This is a genomic window from Variovorax beijingensis (assembly GCF_003951285.1).
In the GTDB taxonomy this organism is placed as follows: Bacteria; Pseudomonadota; Gammaproteobacteria; order Burkholderiales; family Burkholderiaceae_C; genus Variovorax; species Variovorax beijingensis.
The window spans coordinates 80921-101259 of record NZ_RXFQ01000020.1 but is presented as its reverse complement, the minus strand read 5'-3'; the positions used below and the strand labels follow the sequence as shown (position 1 = coordinate 101259).

Annotated in this window: 18 protein-coding genes; 8 read left to right on the top strand and 10 right to left on the bottom strand. The window is 68.3% G+C overall.

From position 1 onward, the window contains the following. Window positions 1-2: 2 nt before the first annotated feature. The 7 genes from EJO66_RS26940 to purT all read right to left on the bottom strand — a co-directional run bounded on the left by EJO66_RS26940 (window position 3) and on the right by purT (window position 7038). Window positions 3-776: an ABC transporter ATP-binding protein gene (locus EJO66_RS26940; RefSeq protein ID WP_125966638.1), complete on the bottom strand. Its 774-nt coding sequence runs from the start codon at window positions 774-776 to the stop codon at window positions 3-5. A gap of 262 nt (window positions 777-1038) precedes the next feature. Continuing rightward, a complete protein-coding gene (locus tag EJO66_RS26935) occupies window positions 1039-1860 on the bottom strand; it encodes an ABC transporter ATP-binding protein (RefSeq protein WP_124961194.1) in 822 nt (273 codons plus the stop codon). Next, window positions 1857-2933: a branched-chain amino acid ABC transporter permease gene (locus tag EJO66_RS26930; RefSeq protein WP_124961193.1), complete on the bottom strand. Its 1077-nt coding sequence runs from the start codon at window positions 2931-2933 to the stop codon at window positions 1857-1859. Before EJO66_RS26930 ends, EJO66_RS26935 begins: the two co-directional genes overlap by 4 nt. Window positions 2934-2972: 39 nt before the next feature. Then, window positions 2973-3848, bottom strand: coding sequence for a branched-chain amino acid ABC transporter permease (locus EJO66_RS26925; RefSeq protein ID WP_124961192.1), 876 nt, complete (start codon window positions 3846-3848; stop codon window positions 2973-2975). Between the two features lie 16 nt (window positions 3849-3864). Beyond that, on the bottom strand, window positions 3865-4695 hold the full coding sequence (locus EJO66_RS26920; RefSeq protein ID WP_125966637.1) for a helix-turn-helix domain-containing protein: 831 nt from the start codon (window positions 4693-4695) through the stop codon (window positions 3865-3867). Window positions 4696-4815: 120 nt separating this feature from the next. Next, complete coding sequence (locus EJO66_RS26915) at window positions 4816-5760, bottom strand: alpha/beta hydrolase (RefSeq protein WP_125966636.1); 945 nt, start codon at window positions 5758-5760, stop codon at window positions 4816-4818. Between the two features lie 63 nt (window positions 5761-5823). Then, window positions 5824-7038, bottom strand: coding sequence for a formate-dependent phosphoribosylglycinamide formyltransferase (gene purT, locus EJO66_RS26910; protein ID WP_124961189.1), 1215 nt, complete (start codon window positions 7036-7038; stop codon window positions 5824-5826). A 180-nt stretch (window positions 7039-7218) separates the two neighbouring features. Here purT and EJO66_RS26905 point away from each other — a divergent pair, with 180 nt between their 5' ends. The 3 genes from EJO66_RS26905 to EJO66_RS26895 are packed head-to-tail and all read left to right on the top strand — an operon-like array spanning window position 7219 to window position 10307. Further along, window positions 7219-8067, top strand: coding sequence for a 3-hydroxybutyryl-CoA dehydrogenase (locus tag EJO66_RS26905; protein ID WP_124961188.1), 849 nt, complete (start codon window positions 7219-7221; stop codon window positions 8065-8067). A gap of 46 nt (window positions 8068-8113) precedes the next feature. After that, complete coding sequence (locus EJO66_RS26900) at window positions 8114-8929, top strand: crotonase/enoyl-CoA hydratase family protein (protein WP_124961187.1); 816 nt, start codon at window positions 8114-8116, stop codon at window positions 8927-8929. Between the two features lie 4 nt (window positions 8930-8933). Beyond that, the gene (locus EJO66_RS26895; protein ID WP_125966635.1) at window positions 8934-10307 is read left to right on the top strand and encodes a serine hydrolase domain-containing protein; all 1374 of its coding nucleotides are present in this window, start codon (window positions 8934-8936) and stop codon (window positions 10305-10307) included. On the opposite strand, the gene EJO66_RS26890 is transcribed toward EJO66_RS26895, so the two are convergent. Further along, on the bottom strand, window positions 10267-11037 hold the full coding sequence (locus EJO66_RS26890) for a type III pantothenate kinase (RefSeq protein WP_124961185.1): 771 nt from the start codon (window positions 11035-11037) through the stop codon (window positions 10267-10269). The genes EJO66_RS26895 and EJO66_RS26890 overlap by 41 nt on opposite strands. 134 nt (window positions 11038-11171) lie before the next feature. Here EJO66_RS26890 and lysM point away from each other — a divergent pair, with 134 nt between their 5' ends. Beyond that, the gene (gene lysM, locus EJO66_RS26885; protein ID WP_124961184.1) at window positions 11172-11633 is read left to right on the top strand and encodes a peptidoglycan-binding protein LysM; all 462 of its coding nucleotides are present in this window, start codon (window positions 11172-11174) and stop codon (window positions 11631-11633) included. Between the two features lie 59 nt (window positions 11634-11692). Here lysM and EJO66_RS26880 read toward each other — a convergent pair whose 3' ends face one another. Next, window positions 11693-12106, bottom strand: coding sequence for a rhodanese-like domain-containing protein (locus EJO66_RS26880; protein ID WP_124961183.1), 414 nt, complete (start codon window positions 12104-12106; stop codon window positions 11693-11695). 219 nt (window positions 12107-12325) lie between these two features. Here EJO66_RS26880 and EJO66_RS26875 point away from each other — a divergent pair, with 219 nt between their 5' ends. From EJO66_RS26875 to EJO66_RS26865, 3 genes are all read left to right on the top strand, one after another. Further along, window positions 12326-13441, top strand: a complete 1116-nt coding sequence (locus EJO66_RS26875; RefSeq protein WP_124961182.1) for a TRAP transporter substrate-binding protein — start codon at window positions 12326-12328, stop codon at window positions 13439-13441. Window positions 13442-13531: 90 nt separating this feature from the next. After that, on the top strand, window positions 13532-14152 hold the full coding sequence (locus EJO66_RS26870; protein ID WP_124961181.1) for a TRAP transporter small permease subunit: 621 nt from the start codon (window positions 13532-13534) through the stop codon (window positions 14150-14152). Continuing rightward, on the top strand, window positions 14149-16128 hold the full coding sequence (locus EJO66_RS26865) for a TRAP transporter large permease (RefSeq protein ID WP_124961180.1): 1980 nt from the start codon (window positions 14149-14151) through the stop codon (window positions 16126-16128). The genes EJO66_RS26870 and EJO66_RS26865 overlap by 4 nt, the downstream gene beginning before the upstream one ends. 9 nt (window positions 16129-16137) lie before the next feature. Here the strand turns inward: EJO66_RS26865 and EJO66_RS26860 are convergent, their stop codons facing one another. Beyond that, window positions 16138-18201, bottom strand: a complete 2064-nt coding sequence (locus EJO66_RS26860; protein ID WP_124961179.1) for a PEP/pyruvate-binding domain-containing protein — start codon at window positions 18199-18201, stop codon at window positions 16138-16140. A gap of 138 nt (window positions 18202-18339) precedes the next feature. Here EJO66_RS26860 and EJO66_RS26855 point away from each other — a divergent pair, with 138 nt between their 5' ends. Further along, the gene (locus tag EJO66_RS26855) at window positions 18340-20280 is read left to right on the top strand and encodes a DUF6600 domain-containing protein (protein WP_125966634.1); all 1941 of its coding nucleotides are present in this window, start codon (window positions 18340-18342) and stop codon (window positions 20278-20280) included. Window positions 20281-20339 lie beyond the last annotated feature (59 nt).

The window sequence follows — 20339 nt, the reverse complement described above, 5'->3', positions numbered from 1 at the left end:
CGTCATCTCCAGGTCTTCTTCTTTTTCCAGCGCCGCTCGCCGCGCACGCCGTCGTCCTTGACGCCGAGGTAGAACTCCTTGATGTCCTCTTTTTCGCGCAGGCGTTCGCAGGTGTCTTCCATGACGATGCGCCCGTTCTCGAGCACGTAGCCATGGTCGGAGGCGTTGAGCGCCATGTTGGCGTTCTGCTCGACCAGCAGGATGGTGGTTCCGCGTTCGCGGTTGATGCGCACGACGATCTCGAAGATTTCCTTCGTCAGCTTGGGGCTCAAGCCGAGGCTGGGCTCGTCGAGCAGGATCAGGTGCGGCGCGGCCATGATGGCGCGCGAGATGGCGAGCATCTGCTGCTGGCCGCCCGAGAGCAGGCCCGCGTCCTGCATGGCGCGCTCGCGCAGGATCGGAAAGTAGGCATAGACGCTCTCCATGTCGCGCGCCACGCCGTCGCGGTCCTTGCGGGTGTAGGCGCCCATCAGCAGGTTGTCCTTCACCGAAAGCAGCGGGAACACCTCGCGGCCTTCAGGCACGTGGCTCAGGCCCTGCTGCACGATGTGGGCCGGGTCCTTGGCGGTGATGTCCTTGCCCTGGAATTCGATGCTGCCTTTTCTCGGGTCGATGATTCCCGAGATCGTTTTCAGGATGGTTGTTTTTCCTGCGCCATTCGAACCCAGGACAGTCACTATTTCGCCCTGCCTGACTTTCAGGCTCACGCCGCGGATGGCCTTGATCGGGCCGTAGGCGCTTTCGACGTTGAGCAGCTGGAGGACGACATCCGTCATGCGCGGGCTCCTTCGCCGGGGGAGCGGCGTTGGTTCCTCCACTCCCAAGCCCGGTGTGCGGTGCGGGGTGGGCGTCCCCTCTGTGCCGCTGAGGAGCGCAGCGTTTCGCGGATCAGGGCTCGCAGCTGTTTGAGCGAGGCGAGTTCTGCGAGACCCCGCGAAACGCGAGCACCGCAGGGGAGCCGCGAAGCGGCCGGCACAGTGGGGGCGACCGCGCCGCACCGCACACCGGGCGTCTCCAACGAAGCAGCGAACAGGACATTCACGCCGCCACCCTCCTCAAGCTGCTCACGTCATCCACAGTCCCAAGGTAGGCTTCGACAACCCGCGAATCCGCCTGCACCTCGCGCGGCGTACCGGTCGCCAGCACCTCGCCCATGTTCATGGCCAGCACCCGATCCGACACCTTCGACACCAGCGACATGTCGTGCTCCACCATCAGCACCGAGACGCCCAGCTCATGCTGGATATCCTGGATCCAGAACGCCATGTCCGCCGTCTCCTCGACGTTGAGCCCCGACGACGGCTCATCGAGCAGCAGCAGCTTCGGCTCGGTGCACAGCGCACGCGCGAGCTCCACCACCTTGCGCACGCCGTACGGCAGGCCGGCCACCATCGAATCGCGGTGGTGCTGCAGGTCCAGCAGGTCGATCACCTGCTCCGCCTTCTCGCGCGCCGCAATCTCCGCGCGCCGCGTCGCGGGCGTGAAGAACACCTCGCTCCAGAACCCCGTCTGCCGGTGCGTGTGGCGGCCGATCAGCAGGTTGTGCAGCACCGTCGCATGCTCGAACAGCTCGATGTTCTGGAAGGTGCGCGCAATGCCCAGCGCCGCAATCGCGTGCGGCGCCTGCTGCGTCAGCGCCAAAGGCCCCGCGGCCTCGCCATGCCACGTGATCTCGCCCATCGTCGGCGTGTAGATCCGGCTGATCAGGTTGAACACCGTGGTCTTGCCCGCGCCGTTCGGTCCGATCAGCGTGAACACCTCGCCGCGGCGCACGTCGAAGCTCACCTTGCTGACCGCGAGCACGCCGCCGAAGCGCACGCTCAGGTCCTTCGCGGAAAGAAGAACGTCGCTGCTGCTCATCTCAGGCGGTCCGACTTGGTGAACGACTTCTGCCGCTTGAACAATCCCTTGCGGTAGAACGGAAAGAGCTGCAGCCAGGTACGGATCTTGAGCCAGCGGCCATACAGCCCCAGCGGCTCGAACAGCACGAACGCAATCAGCACCACGCCGTACACCAGCCCCTGCAGCCCCGGCGCCTGGCCGATCACGGCCGGCAGCCAATCCTTGCCCATCGAGATCAGCTGCGGCATCGCAATCAGGAAGATCGCGCCCAGGAACGCGCCATGCACCGAGCCCAGGCCGCCGATCACCACCATCAGCAGCAGGTCGATCGACTGCAGGATGTTGAACTGGTCCGGCGAGATGAAGCTCAGCTTGTGCGCATACAGCGCGCCGCCCAGCCCGGCAAGCGCGGCCGAGATCGCGAACGACATCGTCTTGTAGCGCGCCAGATGGATGCCCATGCTCTGCGCCGATATTTCCGAATCGCGAATCGCGACGAAGGCACGGCCGGTCGGCGAACGCAGCAGGTTCAGGATGCCGAGCGTGCTGAGCACCGCCACCACCAGGCACAAGAAGTAGAAGCCGCTGCCCGACCCGAGCGACCAGCCGAAGAGCTGCGGCGACTTCACATGCAGCCCCGCGTTGCCACCCGTCACGCTCTCCCAGCGCGCGAACACTTCCTCCACGATGAAGCCGAACGACAGCGTCGCGATGCCCAGGTAGATGCCCTTCACGCGCAGGGCCGGCAGCGCCACCACCACGCCCACCGCCGCCGACAGCGCCGCGGCCGCGAGCAGCGCGATCGGGAACGGCACGCCCATGTTGGTCAGAACGCCTTGCGTGTAGGCACCCGCGCCGAGGAACGCCGCATGGCCGATGGAGAACTGCCCCGTGAAGCCGGCCAGCAGCATCAGGCCCAGGCCGACGATGCCGTAGATCAGCACGAAGGTCAGCTGCGCGAGCCAGTATTCGTCGATCGCCCATGGCGCGACGATGAGGAACGCGACGAGCAGGCCATACCAGAACACATGGCCGCCGTGCCGCGCGAGGCGGATGTCCTGGTCGTAGCTGGTCTTGAAGATGAAGCGCATGAATCAGGTCCGCCGAAGAGCGTGGGGGCGCATGTTTTCTCAGACCTTCTTGCGCAGCTTCTCGCCGAACAGGCCGTTGGGCTTGATCATCAGCATCAGCAGCACCACGATGTACGGCGCCGTGTCCTTGAAGCCGTCGGGCAGGTAGAAGCCCGCGAACGATTCGACGATGCCGATCACCAGCCCGCCGACGATCGCGCCCGGCAGGCTGCCGAAGCCGCCCACCACCGCGGCCGGAAAGGCCTTGAGCCCGATGAAGCCCATGTTCGCGTGCACGAAGGTGATGGGCGCGAGCAGCATGCCGGCAATGGCCGCGACCGCCGCCGCCAGCCCCCACACCAATCCGTTCAGGCGCTTCACCGGAATGCCCATGTAGTACGCCGCGAGCTGGTTCTGGGACGAGGCCTGCATCGCGATGCCGAGCTTGCTGTAGCGGAACATCGCGAACAGGAGGCCGCACAGGATGGCGGTGGCGATGATGATCGCGAGCTGTTCGAGGTTGACCACCAGCTCGCCCAGCTTCCAGATCTGGTCCTTGTAGGGCACGGGCAGCGTGTGGGTGTCGGTGCCGATGCCCGGCACCATGGTGATGAGCCCGCGCGCCACGTAGGCAATGCCGATGGTGAGCATCACGATCGAGAACTGCGGCTGGCCGAGGATCGGGCGGATCACCACCAGCTCGAGCAGCACGCCGAAGGCCGCCATCGCCACCACCGCGAGCAGGGCCGCGAGCCAGAACGGCAGACCGAACAGAGACATGCCGGCAAACGCACCGAAGGCGCCGAGCATCATCAAATCACCCTGCGCGAAGCTCACGGTTTCGGTGGCCTTGTAGATCAGCACGAAGCCCAGCGCGATCAGCCCGTAGATGCAGCCTTGCGCAATGCCCGACAGCAGGAGTTGGAGGATCTGCATGGGGCCTCTTTAACGCCTACTGCCTGAAGCCGCCGGCCGCGTCGTGCAGCGCGAGGCGGCGCGAGCCGGCCAGGATGTCGCTGGGCTTCAGGCCGTAGACCTGGCGGATCGAATGGCTGAAGTGCGTCGAATCGGGGTAGCCGGTGTCCAGCGCGATGTCGGTCAGCGTGCTGGCCTGGCGCACGTAGCGCAGCAGGCTGCGCGCGCGCTTCCAGGCGCGGAAGGCGCGAAACGCCATGCCGGTTTCCTGCTTGAACAGATGCAGGAAGCGCGAGAACGACAGGTGCACCGAGGCCGCGCAGTCTTCCGCCGAAGTGGGTGCGGCCGGGTCGGCGTTGATGGCGTCGATGACCTTGCGGATGCGCGCATCGAGCGCACGCGGTGCCAGCGGCTCGCCGAAGAACAGCGCATCGAAATCGAAGCCGTCGAAGTTGGTGCCGCGGCCCGACGCGGCGAGCAGGTGCGCATGGGCGTCGCGCATGCGCCGCACGAAGGCCGGCGCATCGACCGGACCGCAGTGCTGCATGAAAGCCGGCATGCGCGCGGGATCGACCGACTCCGATTCGATCAGCAGGTTGAAGATGAGCGGATGCGCGCTTTCCACGCGGTGCGGCACCTGCGGCGGCACCACCAGCAGTTCGCCGGTCTGCCAGGCGCCGCCGCCGATGCACAGGCGGTTCGGCGGCGCGCCCGCGGGCGACACGTACACGCCGTGTCCGCCCATCGTGCGCTCGGCTGCGGCCCCGAGCAGCCCGGCGTAGAACACGCGCTGGTGCGTGAGCCACATCAGGCGCTCCCCGCGCTGCGCGCCGCCGCTTCCGGGCGGCGCCGTCTTCGTTCGCTGCATGGTGTCTGTCTCCTGCATCGGGCCGCCGCCGGCCAGGGGCCGGCGTTGCGTTGGCTGGATCGTAGCGGCGGGGGCCGGCTGCGCGGCGTGCATTTGCGCGGGGACTTTCCCTAGGCCGATCTAGGCCGGCGCGAACGCGCGGCGCAGTGCAGCGCAGCACAGCGCGATGGCCGTATCGGCCTCGTCGAGCACCTTGCCCATGGTGATGAAGCCGTGGATCTGGCGCTCGAAGCAGACGTACGCGGCGCGGTTGCCGGCGGCGGTCAATGCCTCGGCGTAGGCCATGCCTTCATCGCGCAGCGGGTCGTAGCCGGCCGTGAGCACCAGCGCGGGCGGCAGGCCCGAGAGATCGGCGTGCAGCAGCGGCGACGCCCGCCAGTCGACGTCATGCCGGGCGTCGTCGATGTAGTGGTCGTGGAAGTAGGTCATCGTGTCGCGGGTCAGGAGGTAACCCTGGCCGTTGGCCTGGTGCGAGGGATGGCCGCGGCGCATGTCGGTGGCCGGATAGATCAGCAGCTGGAAGGCGATCGGCAGGTCGCCGGCATCGCGCGCCGCAATGGCCGCCACCGCCGCGAGGTTGCCGCCCGCGCTGTCGCCGCCCACCGCGAGGCGGCCGGCATCGAGACCGAGCGAGGCGGCTTCGCGGCGCACCCAGCGGGTGGCGGCCAGCACGTCGTCGACGGCCGCCGGGAAGCGATGCTCCGGGCCCATGCGGTAGTCGATCGAGGCGACCGCGCAGCCCGCGCCATTGGCGAGCGAGCGGCACAGCACGTCGTGCGTGTCGAGGTCGCCGATGACCCAGCCACCGCCGTGAAAGTACACGAGCACCGGCAGCGCGGCGCCGGGCGTGGACCCCAGCGGGCGATAAAGGCGCACCGGGATGGTGCCGTGCGGCCCGTCGGCGTTCAGCTCGCGGACTTCAGCGACCGGCGGGGCTTCGGGTTGCGTGGCGGCGCGCCGCTCGCGATAGAAGGCGCGCGCCTCGGCCGGCGAGAGCGTGTGGGTCGGCGGGATGCCGCGCGCCTCGATGAAGTCGAGCAAGGCGCGCGCCTGGGGATGCAGCATGGTGTCTCCGGTGGATCGGTCCGACCATGCCCGCGCCGCCCTGGCGCGGCTTGCGAAAACTGGCTATGCCTTGCGCGGCTTCACGCGCGAGGCGGCTTCCTTGGCGAGCCTGCGCGCGGTGCCGGTGTCGGCCGCATGCACCAGCGCCACGCCCATGCGGCGCTTGGCAAAGCTCTCGGGCTTGCCGAACAGGCGGATGTCGCTGCCGGGCACCTGCAGCGCCTCGGCCACGCCGTCGAAGGCAATGCCGGCGGCGTCGACGCCGCCGTAGATCACGGCGCTCGCGCCCGGACTCTTGAGCGAGGTGTCCACCGGCAGGCCGAGGATGGCGCGCGCATGCAGCTCGAACTCGTTCTGCCATTGCGTGGCCATGGTCACCATGCCGGTGTCGTGCGGACGCGGGCTCACTTCGCTGAACCAGACCTCGTCGCCCTTCACGAACAGCTCGACGCCGAACAGGCCCTGGCCCCCGAGGTCGGACGTGACAGCCTCCGCAATCTGCTGCGCCTTCTGCAGCGCGGCCGGCGCCATCGGGTGCGGCTGCCAGCTTTCGACGTAGTCGCCGCTCACCTGCACATGGCCGATGGGTTCACAGAACTGGGTCTGCACCGCGCCGGCCGCATCCCTGGCGCGCACGGTCAGCAGCGTGATCTCGTAGTCGAAGTCGATGAAGCCCTCGACGATCACGCGGCCGTGGCTCACGCGGCCGCCGGCCATGGCGTAGTCCCAGGCCTTCTGCACGTCGGCCGGGCCGTCGATCTTGCTCTGGCCCTTGCCTGAGCTGCTCATCACGGGCTTGACGATGCAGGGGTAGCCAATTCCTTTTCCATCCGCTGCATCGATGGCCGCCTGCAGCTCGGCCAGCGAGTCGCAGAACTTGTAGGGGCTGGTCGGCACGCCCAGCGTCTCGGCCGCCAGGCGGCGGATGCCTTCGCGGTCCATCGTGAGGCGGGCGGCACGGGCCGTGGGAATCACGCGCACCACGCCGGCGTCTTCGAGCTGCTGCAGCATCGGCGTGGCGATGGCCTCGATCTCGGGCACCACCAGCATGGGCTTCTCGCCCTCGACCAGCGCCTTGAGCTGCTCGGGGTCGCTCATGGTGATGGTGCGCGCGTGGTGGGCCACCTGCTGGCCGGGCGCGTTCTGGTAGCGGTCGACCGCGATGGTCTCCACGCCGAGGCGCTGCAGCGCGATCAGCACCTCCTTGCCGAGTTCGCCGGAGCCCAGCAGCATCACGCGGGTGGCCGAGGGGGAAAGAGGGGTGCCGAGGGTGGTCATGGTCGGAGTCGGAAAAGGGGGGAGGAAAAAGCAATCGCCGCACTGTAAGCCACCCGCGCACCACCCGTGTCACGCGCGGCAACGGCGCCCCGGCGGGGCTGCTTCACAATCGATCTCCTGCCGCGGTGGCGCGTCCACCCGCTCCCCCCTTTCCGCTTTTATTCTTCAAGGAGTTTTCTCATGACTATCCAGACCGTCGGCATCATCGGCGCCGGAACAATGGGCAACGGCATCGCGCAGGCCTGCGCGGTGTCCGGCGTCAATGTGGTGATGATCGATGTCGCCCAGGCGGCGGTCGACAAGGGCCTGGCCACGATCTCGGGCAGCCTCGACCGCCTGATCAAGAAGGAAAAGCTCACGGCCGACCAGAAGACCGCGGCACTCGCGCTGATCAAGGGCTCGACGAACTACGACGACCTGAAGGGCGCGCAGCTCGTGATCGAGGCCGCCACCGAGAACCACGCGCTCAAGCTCAAGATCCTGAAGCAGGTCGACGAGCTGCTGGCGCCCGAGGTGATCATCGCGTCGAACACCTCGTCGATCTCGATCACGCAGCTCGCGGCGGCCACCTCGCGCCCCGACCGCTTCATCGGCATGCACTTCTTCAACCCGGTGCCGATGATGGCGCTGGTGGAGCTGATCCGCGGCTACCTCACGAGCGACGCCACGCACGATGCCGTCAAGGCGCTGGCCGAGAAGCTGGGCAAGTCGCCCATCACGGTGAAGAACGCGCCGGGCTTCGTGGTCAACCGCATCCTGGTGCCGATGATCAACGAGGCCTTCTTCGTGCTGTCCGAAGGCATCGCCACGGCCGAGGACATCGACGCCGGCATGAAGCTGGGCTGCAACCAGCCGATCGGCCCGCTGGCGCTGGCCGACATGATCGGCCTGGATGTGTGCCTGGCCGTGATGGAGGTGTATCTCGAACAGTTCGGCGACTCCAAGTACCGCCCCTGCCCGCTGCTGAAGGAAATGGTGGCCGCCGGCCAGCTGGGCCGCAAGACCGGCCGTGGCGTCTACGCCTACTGAGCCGCGCAGCCACAACAACAACAACAACAACACGGAGACAAGACCGATGACTGCGACCCCCACCATCCCACCGGCAGAAGGCTGCATCGACACCCAGGTGCTCGGCCACGTGCTGCTGATCGGCATCAACCGCCCGGCCAAGCGCAACGGCTGGACGCCGCCGATGTTCAGGCAGCTGGCCGAGGCCTACACGCGGCTGGACGACGACCCCGCGCTGCGCGTGGGCGTGCTGCATGCCTTCGGCGACCACTTCACGGCCGGGCTCGACCTGCCGGCGGTCGCCGAGTACATGAAGCGCGGCGAGAAGGCCATTCCGGCCGGGCTGGTGGAGCCGCACGACTTCGGCCTGCCCGGCTACCGCCGCCGCACCAAGCCGATGGTGACGGCCGTCAAGGGCATCTGCTTCACGGTGGGCATCGAGCTGATGCTGGGCGCCGACATCGTGGTGGCCGCCGACAACTGCCGCTTCTCGCAGATGGAGGTGCAGCGCGGCATCATGGCCACGGGCGGCGCCACGCTGCGCATGGCCGAGCGCGCGGGCGTGGGCAACGCCATGCTGCACCTGCTGACGGCCGACGAGTTCGACAGCGCCGAAGCCTACCGCCTGAACTTCGTGCAGAAGGTGGTGCCGGCCGGGCAGGAGCTCGACGCGGCGCTGGCCATCGCGCAGCGCATCGCGGCGCAGGCGCCGCTGGCGGTGGTGGCCACGCGGCTGAACGTGATCAAGGCCGTCGAACAGGGGCCGCTCGCGGCCGTCTCGGAATTCATCGAGACGCAGAAGCGCCTGTCGAACAGCGAAGACGCGGCCGAAGGCGTGCGCTCCTTCGTCGAGCGCCGGCCCGCGCGCTTCAGCGGCCGCTGAGACGATGGCCACCCTCTTCCAACGCACGGCGCTCGCTGCCGTCTTCGCACTGCTCGCCGTGAACACCACCACCTCCCAGGCCCAGGCGCCCGCCTCCCCTCCCGATCCCGCGGCCACCTCGGTCGAGGCCATGGGCTGGATGAAGGGCTTTCCGCCCCCGCCCGACAGGCTGATCACCTTCGACGATCCGGCCGGCGGCGTGTTTCCGCGCACGCGCTGGAGCTTCTCGCACGTGCGCGAGACGGTGCCCACGGCCAACGTGTGGCGCGGCAGCGGCGCGCCGAGCCCCCTGCCGGCGGCGCCGCGCAGCGACCTCGAAGCCGTGGCCTTCAAGCCGCTGGGCAGCGAGGAGACGGTGAGCTTCGGCCAGATGATTCCGCGCACCTACACCGACGGCATCCTGGTGCTGCACCGCGGCCGCGTGGTCTACGAAAAGTACTTCGGCGCGCTCACGCCCGAGCGGCCGCACATCGCGATGTCGGTCACCAAGTCCTTCGTCGGCACGCTGGCGGCCATCCTCGCGGACGAGGGCAGGCTCGACCCGTCGGCGCCGGTCACCCGCTACCTGCCCGAGCTCAAGGACACGGCCTACGGCGACGCCACGGTGCGCCAGGTGATGGACATGACCATCGGCGTGCACTACTCGGAAAACTACGCCGACCCGAAGGCCGAGATCTGGGACTATGCGCGCGCCGGCGGCATGCTGGCGCAGGGGCCGAACTACGCGGGCCCCAAGTCTTTCTACGAATTCCTCGCGACGCTGAAAAAGGAAGGCGCACACGACGCCGCCTTCGCCTACAAGACGGTGAATGCCGAGGTGCTCGCCTGGATCCTGCGCCGCGCCAGCGGCCAGTCGCTCGCCGACCTGCTGAGCGAGAAGATCTGGCGCCGCATCGGTGCCGAACAGGACGCCTACTTCATGGTCGACCGCATCGGCACCGAGTCGGGCGGCGGCGGGCTGAACACCGTGCTGCGCGACCTGGCGCGCTTCGGCGAGACCATGCGCAACGGCGGGCGCGCGCCCAACGGGCAGCAGGCCATTCCGAAGGCGGTGGTCGATGACATCGCGCGCGGCGGCGACCCGGCCAGGTTCGCCAAGGCCGGCTATGCGCTGCTGCCTGGCTGGTCGTACCGCAACATGTGGTGGGTCACGCACAACCCGCATGGCGCCTACATGGCGCGCGGCATCCACGGCCAGAGCATCTATGTCGATCCGAAGGCGGAAATGGTGATCGTGCGCTATGCCGCGCACCCGGTGGCGGCCAGTGCGGGGAACGACCCGCTCACGCTGCCGGCCTTCCAGGCCGTGGCCGAGGCGCTGATGCGGCCCGGATGGGTCAGCCCCGTGCCTGGGCGATCACCAGCAGCCCGTCCATGATCAGGCTTTCGACCAGTTCGAAATCCCCGTTCATCACGGGCGCCATCTTCCAGCCCGCGCCGCCGGTCATGTAGCAGGCGGGCTCGGCGCCGCAGTGCGAGCGCACGTGCTGCACCATGCGCTCGACCGCGCCCGCGATGGCATAGGTACCCCCGCTGGTGAGCGCGTCGCTGGTGTTGGTGGGGAATTCGCGAACCTCGCCGGTCGGCACGTGCAGGCCCGCCGTGCCCGACTCCAGCGCGCGCAGCATGATGCCGTGGCCCGGCAGGATCAGCCCGCCCAGGAACTTGCCGCCGGCATCGATGGCCTCGACCGTCACCGCGGTGCCGATCATCACCACCACCATCGGCCGCGCCGGCCCCGCGTCCAGCATCCGGTGGCGCGCGCCGATCATCGCCACCCAGCGGTCGGCGCCCAGCCGCGTCGGATGGTCGTAGCCATTGACGATGCCGGCCTCGGCCGCACTCGACACCACCCAGCGCGGCGCGCAATCGAAGCGCTCGACGATCTGCTCCTCGGCGCGGCGGCGCACCGCGTCGCCGGCCACCACGCAGCCCAGCATGGCGCCGGGCGCGGGCAGGTCGGCCCAGGGGCCGTCGGCCAGCCGCTCGATGTGGTCGAGGAACTCCGCGCCATGCGCCTGCAGCGCGGCCCCCGGATGCGCCGCATCGTAGAGCGCCCATTTGAGGCGGGTATTGCCGATGTCGATCGCGAGGAAGGGGGATGCCATGGGCGGGATTATTGCGACTTTGTTGTTATCGATGCTGGCGCATCGTTGACACACGCGGCGCGGACCTACGCGCCCGCGCCCGGTTTCGCCGCTACATTCGCGATTCCCCTCAACCAAGGCGCAAGGAGAGAACCATGGGTTTGCTTAGTTTCATCAAGGAAGCCGGCGAGAAGCTGTTCGGCGGATCGTCGGCGCAGGCGGCCGAGCCGGACGCCAACACCAAGGCCGCGGCAGCCATCAAGACCTACATCGAGACGCAGAATCTCGGTCTCACGGGCCTGGAAGTGACCTACACCGCGAGCAGCGGCGTGGTGACCCTGGCCGGCCAGGCGCCTTCGCAGGAAGCCAGCGAAAAAGCCGCGCTTGCCGCGGGCAACGTGGCCAACGTGACGAGCGTCGACAACAACCTGGTCGCCCCGCCCGCCCCGCCGGCGCAGTACCACGACGTGGTGAAGGGCGACACGCTGTCGGCCATCTCCAAGAAGTACTACGGCGACGCCAACAAGTACAACGCGATCTTCGAGGCGAACAAGCCGATGCTGAGCCATCCGGACAAGATCTATCCGGGGCAGAAGCTGCGCATCCCGGTGCTGTGAGCTGATCCGCTCGCGGCTGCAACGAAAAGGCCCACTGGTTTCGGTGGGCTTTTTTTTGTTCAGTTCTGCTTCCAGGGCAGCCCGCGCTTGCGCCAGCCGCCGATCTGCCCGCGGTGGCCGCTCTCGTCGGCATCGCCCTCGAAGCCTTCGAGAATGTTGTAGGCCTTCAGCCCCAGTTCGGTGGCGCGCCGGGCGGCGGCGATGGAGCGCACGCCGCTGCGGCACAGCAGCACCACTTTCTTGTTGCCGTCCTCGCCCGCGGCGCGGATGCCGCCGTCGAAGGCCGGGTTGAGCGTCATGCCGGGCCATTGCTTCCAGGCCAGCGGCACGGCACCGGGCACGTAGCCGACCCATTCGCGCTCGGCGTCGGTGCGCACGTCGACCAGCACAGCCTCGCCGCTGGCCATCCACTGCGCGGCCTGCTCGGGCGTCACGTCGCCCGCATAGCCCTTTTCCCCAATGGGTTCAGTCATCTCTGTTCATTCCTTCCAATCGATAGGGTTACTTCACTGGCAATGGCCGTCTTTACGTTGTTCGGCGTCCTCGCCGGATGACGGAATTTTTCACCAGTTCGTGAAAACCCTGTTTGTCACATATTCCAGCGCGCCAAAGATGCGTGTGGGCCTGCCGAACATCACGCCAAGAAGGCGGGCAGGGTTTCTTCGGTCAGAAATTGTATGGAGAGAGACAAGATGACAGACAGCAAATCGCCCCGCCGCCGCAACCTCCTGAAGGGTGCCGCCGTGGCCGCTGGCGCCATGTCGGCGCCGATGGTCAGCATGGCCCAGACCACCTCGCTGCGCTTCCAGAGCACCTGGCCGGCCAAGGACATCTTCCACGAATATGCGCAGGACTTCGCGAAGAAGGTCAACGACATGGCGGGCAGCCGCCTGAAGATCGAGGTCTTGCCCGCGGGCTCGGTCGTGCCCGCGTTCCAGCTGCTCGACGCGGTTGCCAAGGGCACGCTCGATGGCGGCCATGGCGTGGTGGCCTACTGGTACGGCAAGAACTCGGCGCTTGCGCTCTGGGGCTCGGGGCCCGGCTTCGGCATGGACGCCAACATGGTGCTGGCCTGGCACAACTACGGCGGCGGCAAGGCGCTGATCGAGGAAATCTACAAGAGCCTGAACCTGGACGTGGTGTCCTACCTCTATGGCCCCATGCCCACGCAGCCGCTGGGCTGGTTCAAGAAGCCGGTGGCCCGCGTGGAAGACATGAAGGGCCTGAAGTTCCGCACCGTGGGCCTGGCGGTCGATGTGTTCACCGACATGGGTACGGCCGTGAACCCGCTGCCGGGCGGGGAGATCGTGCCGGCGCTGGACCGCGGGCTGATCGATGCGGCCGAGTTCAACAACGCCTCGAGCGACCGCGTGCTGGGCTTTCCCGACGTGGCCAAGAACTGCATGCTGCAGAGCTTCCACCAGTCGGGCGAACAGTTCGAGATTCTCTTCAACAAGGGCAAGCTTGCGGCGCTGCCGGCCGAGCTCAAGTCGATCATCGACTATGCGGTGCAGGCGGCCAGCGCCGACATGAGCTGGAAGGCCATCGAGCGCAATTCGCAGGACTACATCGAGCTCAAGAAGGCCGGCGTCAAGTTCTACAAGACGCCCGATCCCATCCTGCGCGCGCAGCTGGCATCGTGGGACAAGACCGTTGCCAAGAAGGCGGCCGAGAACCCGATGTTCAAGAAGGTGCTCGACTCCCAGCGGGCCTTCGCGGAACGCGCCGGCCAGTGGCACAACGACTACACGGTCGATTTCAAGATGGCCTACAACCACTATTTCGGTGCGAAGGCCAAGAAGTCCTGACGCCGACCCGGTGACCCGAGGGCACCCGGCCGGTGCCCTCTTTTCCTGCCAGTCTCGTGTTGCGCCGGCCGCAGCAAGGAGTTTCTCTCGATGCAATCTTTCCTGTTGGCCGTCGATCGTTTCTCGACCTGGATAGGCAAGACCTTTGCGTGGTGCGCGGTGTTGCTCACCCTGCTCATCAGCTGGGAGGTGTTCTCCCGGTATGTGCTGAACAGGCCCCATGCCTGGGTGCTCGATGCGCAGATCATGCTGTACGGCGCGATGTTCATGACGGCCGGCGCCTACACGCTCTCGAAGAACGGCCACGTGCGCGGCGACGTGCTCTACGGCTTCTTCCGGCCGCGCACGCAGGCCATCTTCGACCTCACGCTCTACATCGTCTTCTTCCTGCCCGGCATCGTTGCGCTGACCTGGGCCGGCTGGATCTACGCCGGCGAATCGCTCGCGATCCGCGAGCAGACCTTCTCGGCCGACCCGCTGCCGCTCTATCCATTCAAGTACGTGATTCCGCTCGCCGGCTTCACCCTGCTGGTGCAGGGCTTTGCCGAGATCGTGCGCTGCATCCAGTGCATCCAGACAGGCGCCTGGCCGCTGCGCGAGGAGGACGTCGAGGAAGTCGATGTCGGCAAGCTCAAGGAGATGGTCAACGTCAAGGACGCGGACATCGAGGCACTGGATGCCGTCGTGATCGCCAAGGAGGGCACGCGATGATCCGCCGCGAACTCTGGTTCGGCCTCTCCTTCATGGCGTTGGTCGTGATCACCGCCACGGTGCTGCTGCTGCGCGCCGACACCATCACCGACGGGCACCTGGGCCTGCTGATGCTGTCGCTGGTCGTGGTCGCGATCATGCTGGGCTTTCCCACTGCCTTCACGCTGATGGGCATGGGAATGATCTTCACCTGGTTCGCCTACAACCGCGACACCACGCGCACGCTCGACCTGATGGTCCAGTCGGCCTACAAGACCATGGCCAACGACGTGCTGATCGCGGTGCCGCTGTTCGTCTTCATGGGCTACCTGGTCGAGCGCGCCAACCTGATCGAGACGCTGTTCAAGAGCCTGCACCTCGCAATGGCGCGGCTGCCCGGTGCACTTGCGGTGGCCACGCTGGTCACCTGCACCATCTTCGCGACGGCCACGGGCATCGTCGGCGCGGTGGTGACGCTGATGGGCCTGCTGGCGCTGCCCGCGATGCTGCGCGCCGGCTACAGCGTCCCGATTGCTGCGGGCGCCATCACGGCCGGCGGCTGCCTCGGCATCCTGATCCCGCCCTCGGTGCTGCTGATCGTCTATGGCGCCACCGCGGGCGTCTCGGTGGTGCAGCTCTATGCGGGTGCGTTCTTTCCGGGCGTGATGCTGGCTTCCATGTACGTGCTCTACATCATCATCGTTGCGAAGCTCAAGCCGGCGTGGGCGCCACCGCTGTCCGCCGCCGACCGCGCGGTGACCCTGCCGCCGCTTACGCAGAAGCTGGCCACCGACTCGGCGTCCCACGCGCTGCCGAACCTGCTTGCCGCCCTGAAGGGCAAGCGCAATGCCGACGTGCCGACAGGCCACCTGCTGCGCCAGCTCGGCATCGTCGCCCTGCCCGGCCTGCTCTTCGTATTCCTGGCGCTGACGAGCTACCGCGCCGCGACCAACGTGGCGGCCGAGGAGGTCTACGACATCCAGGAGATCGGTGCGGCCACGCGCGCCGCACCCGGGGCCGGCGGCGGGCTCGCCGAGCCACCGTCCACCGGCGGCTTGCAGGAGCCGCCTGCCGAGCCATCGGGCCTGCAGGAACCGCCCACCGGCGACACGGCCTCCGAGCCGTCGTCGTCGGCAGGCGGCGGCGTCGCGGAGCCGCCCGGAGCCGAACCACCGCCGGCCCCTGCCGCAGAACCGTCCGCCGGCACGCCGGAAGCCGCCGCGACGGAAGGCGCCACCACGCGCGACGCGCCGACCTGGTGGTGGGTCTGCTTCGCGCTGTTCGGCGCGATCACCACGCTGTTCTACCTGTTCCTGAGCTTCGCGCGGCTCGAGATCTTCAAGATGCTGCTCGCATCCTTCTTTCCGCTGATGCTGCTGATCGTCTCGGTGCTCGGCTCCATCGTGCTCGGGCTTGCCACGCCCACCGAGGCCGCCGCGATGGGCGCGCTCGGCGGCTTCCTGCTGGCGGCCGCCTACCGGCGGCTGACCATGGACGTGCTGAAGGAGTCGGTGTTCCTCACCGCCAAGACCTCGGCCATGGTGTGCTGGCTGTTCGTGGGCTCGGCCATTTTCTCGGCTGCGTTCGCGCTGCTCGGCGGCCAGGCGCTGGTGGAGGAATGGGTGCTGAGCATGAACCTCAGCAAGGTCCAGTTCCTGGTGCTCAGCCAGGTCATCATCTTCATCCTGGGCTGGCCGCTGGAGTGGACCGAGATCATCGTGATCTTCATGCCGATCTTCATTCCGCTGCTCGACAACTTCGGCGTCGATCCGCTGTTCTTCGGCCTGCTGGTGGCAATGAATCTGCAGACCGCGTTCCTTTCGCCGCCGGTGGCCATGGCCGCGTTCTACCTGAAGGGCGTGAGCCCGCCGCACGTGACGCTGAACCAGATCTTCCTGGGCATGTTGCCCTTCATGGGCATCCAGGTGCTGGCCATCGTGCTGCTCTACATCTGGCCGCAGATCGGGCTGTGGCTGCCGCAGCTGCTCTACAAGTAGCCCGCGGATTCAGCGGCGCCGCTCCACATAGGGCCGCGCCTGCAGCAGCACGATGCGGTCGCCCACAGTGGCCCATTCGATGTCCTGGGCGACGCCGCCGAAAGCGCGCTTCACGGCAGCGCCAACGCCTGCAAGGCGCACCACCAGTTCGTCCGTCAGCACGTTGCGGCCGGCCTCCACCGGCACCTCCTTCACGCCGCCGTCCTTGTCCAGCTGCAGCGCCGTCTCTTCGGCCGAGCGGCTGAGCACCTGGATGGCCTTGGACCAGCTCGAATACATCACCTGCTCGGCCACGCGCCGCCCCTCCACCACGCGAATGCCGATGCCGCGCTTGGCCGAGATGTAGGTGACATGCGGGTGGCCGGCGTCGAAGGGGTCGCGCGTGATCATCACGCCGGCGTTGGTGGAATCGATGGCCGCCTGCACGAACACGCCCATCAGCACCGACTCGGCGCCGAAGCCCGCGGCACTGCGCGCCTCCCAGGCCTCGGGGTTGAACACCGAGGCCCAGACCTTCTTCACCGCGAGTTCGAGCGCGTCGCCGGTCTTGACGTTGGGCACCGTGGTGTAGAGGCCCGCGCCGCTGAAGCCCGGCAGGTCTTCGGAGTTGGACGAGCTGCGCACGAACACGCCGCCGCCGCCGAGCTGCGCCTGCCATGCGGCCCGCCACGCTGCCGCGCTGGCCGCATCGACGGGCCACTGCACGATCTCGCCCTGCAACTGCGCCAGCGCTTTCTGCCGGACCTGCGGATCGCCCGCGAAGCCGGGCTGCTGCCGCATGCTGGCGATGCGCTCGGCCAGGCCGTTCGCGCGCACGAAGCGGTCGTAGTGCGCGAAGGGAATGCAGAAGCCGTCGGGCACGGAGGTTCCCGGGATGCGCGCGGCCAGCACGGCGCCGAGGTTGGCGGCCTTGGCGCCGCATTGCGCGCTGTTCCGGGCACGCAATGACGCCAGCGGCAGCAGGCGCGTCTCGCGCAGGTCCGGCTTCGCGGCCTTGCCGCTGCCTGGCAGTGCGCCGGTGGCCGCCGCACGCACCGCGCGCGGCGGCAGCGCGGCGATCTCTTCCGCCGTGAGGCGGCGCACCTGGTAGCCCGACGCGGCCACCTTGAGCGCCACCCACTGCCCCGCGTACTCGCGCAGCACGGCCGCGGCATCGCGCACATAGGCGTTGGGAATGCCCCAGCCCTTGGCCAGCAGGTTGACGTGCGACAGCGCGGTGGACGGCCGCTCGGTCAGCACGCCGGCCACGGGCGGCAGGCTGATCGGCACCTGGCGCAGCACGGCGATGTCGCCGGGCAGCAGCGCGTTCAACGCATTCGCGCCGGCGGCCTCGTCCACGATGCGGACGCGGCCCGTGGCCGTGCCCAGATTCATCGGCATGTAGGGCTGCTCGCGGATCAACGCCTCCTGGCTGACGAAGTCGATGCCCGCCTCGGTCGCGCCGCGTTCGTGCAGCGTCGAGTTGGTCTTGAACTTCACGGGCGCGAAGAAACTGGCTTTCACCTGTGCATCGGCCTGGCGCAGCAGCGCGGGGGTGAGCCGGTCGCCTTCCCAGAACTCGTAGGTGAAGCTGCCGATGTTCTGCTGCCAGCTCAGCGTGCCGAACAGGAAGCGGCGATCGGGCACGAGGTAGTTGCGGTCGATCTCGCGCTTGCCAGCGCGCGGCGCGAGCCCGGTCTCGCGCACGAAGCGCACATGCAGCTGGTAGCGCGGCGTGTCGATGTAGTAGGTGCGCACGGGCCGGGCCCGGCGGTCGACGGCAAACAGCACATGGGCCAGCTGCATCGGCGTGCCGGCGTCGTAGACGCGGGCCAGGGCGTCGAAGTCGCCGCGGCTGCGCAGCATCGGCAGCGACGCGGGCGCCGCCGGACGCGCGGGAAGCTGCGCGCCTTCCGGGGCGGACGTGTTGCTGTTCTGCTGCTGGTAGTAGGAAGGCTTGCGCGCGAGCTGCGCGTCCGCGGGCGCGGCCGCCATGGCCATGGCGGCGCACACGAGCGCCGCGGCCCATCGCGCCGCGCTATGGTTCCGGTAGCGCAATTCGCCTGGTGCACAGGCGTTCTTGTTGTTTTTCATGCCGAGTCCTCGATTACAAGCGGTTGCCGAATGTGCGCGCGCTTCACCAAGCAGGGGACATGCGCTGACAGCGGCAACGGATTCTCGCGCGTTACATATCCACCGCTTCATGCGCCCCTGGGAACCGGAGACAAATCCATGAACCGCCCCGCCTTTCTCGATCTTCACCGGCCATTGCACCGATGGCTGTTCGGCCTCGTGCTGCTGTGCCTCGGTGCGGCGGCCAGCGCGCAGCAGGACCCGCCGGGACGCGTGGCGCGCCTGAACCTGCAGCAGGGCACGGTGAGCTTCGCGCCCGCCGGCGAAGACAGCTGGTACGACGCGCAGCCCAACCGCCCCATCACCTCCGGCGACCGGCTCTGGACCGACCGCAATGCGCGCGCCGAAGTCCACATCGGCTCGGCGGCGCTGCGCATGGACGGGCAGACGCATGTCGAATTCTCCGAACTCGACGACGACACCGTGCGCCTCACCGCGAACCAGGGCAACCTGCAGCTGCGCGTGCGCGACGACCTGGCGGGCCAGCGTGTCGAGGTGGACACCGGCAACCTCGCGGTCGTGATCGACGCGCCCGGCGAATACCGCGTGGCGGCCGACCCCGCCGCCGGCACCACCTGGATCGCGGTGGCTTCGGGCCGCGTCACGCTGCATGGCGAGAACGGCGAATCGCAATCGCTGGGCGCGCGGCAGCAGCTGACCGTATCGGGCCGCAACCTGGTCGCGGTGGGCGGCGCACCGGCGCAAAGCGGCAGCTTCGATGCCTGGGTGGCCGAGCGCAACCGCATCGAGGACCAGTCGATCTCCGCACGCTACGTGTCGCGCGAGGTCGTGGGCTACCAGCAGCTCGACGCCTACGGCGACTGGCAGAGCGACCCGACCTACGGCGATGTCTGGTTCCCGCGCAACGTGGACGCCGACTGGGCGCCCTACCGCGACGGCCAGTGGGTCAACATCGCGCCCTGGGGCCTGACCTGGGTCGATGCCGCGCCCTGGGGCTTTGCGCCCTTCCACTATGGCCGCTGGGCGCGCCTGGGGCCGCGCTGGGCCTGGGTGCCGGGACGGCCGGCCGCACGGCCCGTGTACTCGCCCGCGCTGGTCGGCTTCGTGGGCGGCAGCGGCGCCAATGCCGCCTTGCAGATCGGCGACGGCCGCAGCGGCGTGGGCTGGTTCCCGCTGGCCCCCGGCGAGGCATGGCGGCCCGGCTATCGCGCGAGCCAGCGCTACCTCGACCAGGTGAACCGCATGGCGGCCTACCGCAATCGCCAGGCCGAGCTGCGCAGCGGCTTCTATGCCAACCAGCAGATGGCGGGCGCCGTCACCGTGCTGCCGGCCGACCGCTTCGGCCGCGGCCCCTTCGGCCGGCGCGACCTGGTGCGGCTGCCGGACGACCGCTTCGCGCGCGTGCCGGTGGCGCCGGCGCCGGGCATCCCGATGCACGGCTTCGGCGGCGGCTTCGGCCGGCCGGCCGCGGCGGCGCCGCCGACGCAGCTGATGGCGCGCGAGCAGCAGGAACTGCGCTACGAGCAGGCGCGGCGGACCCGGCAGATGCAGCAGGCGCAGCAGGTCCAGGCGATGCAGCAACAACAGCAGCAGCAAATGGAATGGCAGCGCCAGCAGGGCTTGCGACAGCAGCAGCAGGAATGGCCGCAGCGCGGTGCGCAAGACCCGTGGCAACTGCAACGCCAGCAGCAGCAACAACAGCAATTGCAGGTCCAGCAACAACAGGCGCTGCGGCAACAGCAGGAGATGCAGCAGCGTGCAGCCCAGGCACAAGCCCTGCAGCAACAACAAATGCAGCAGCAACAGCGCGCGGCGCAGCAGCAGGCCTTGGCCCAGCAACAAATGCTGCGCCAGCAGCAGGAGATGCAGCAGCGCGCCGTGCAGGCGCAGCAGCAGGCCCAGGCGCAACAGCAGGCGCAGCAGAACGCGATGCGCCAGGCGCAGGAAGCGCAGGTGCGCGCCCTCCAGCAGCAGCGCGGCTTCGCGCCAGCGCCGCCACAGCAGCCGCCGCAGCTTCAGCCGGGCCAACGCGGCGGCGACGACCGGCGCAGGCTGATGACCTCTCCGGACCAGCGCTGAACCTCCGCGGGCTTGCGCGGTGCCATCGCACCGCGCAAGCCCCGCCGCAAGCGGCGCCT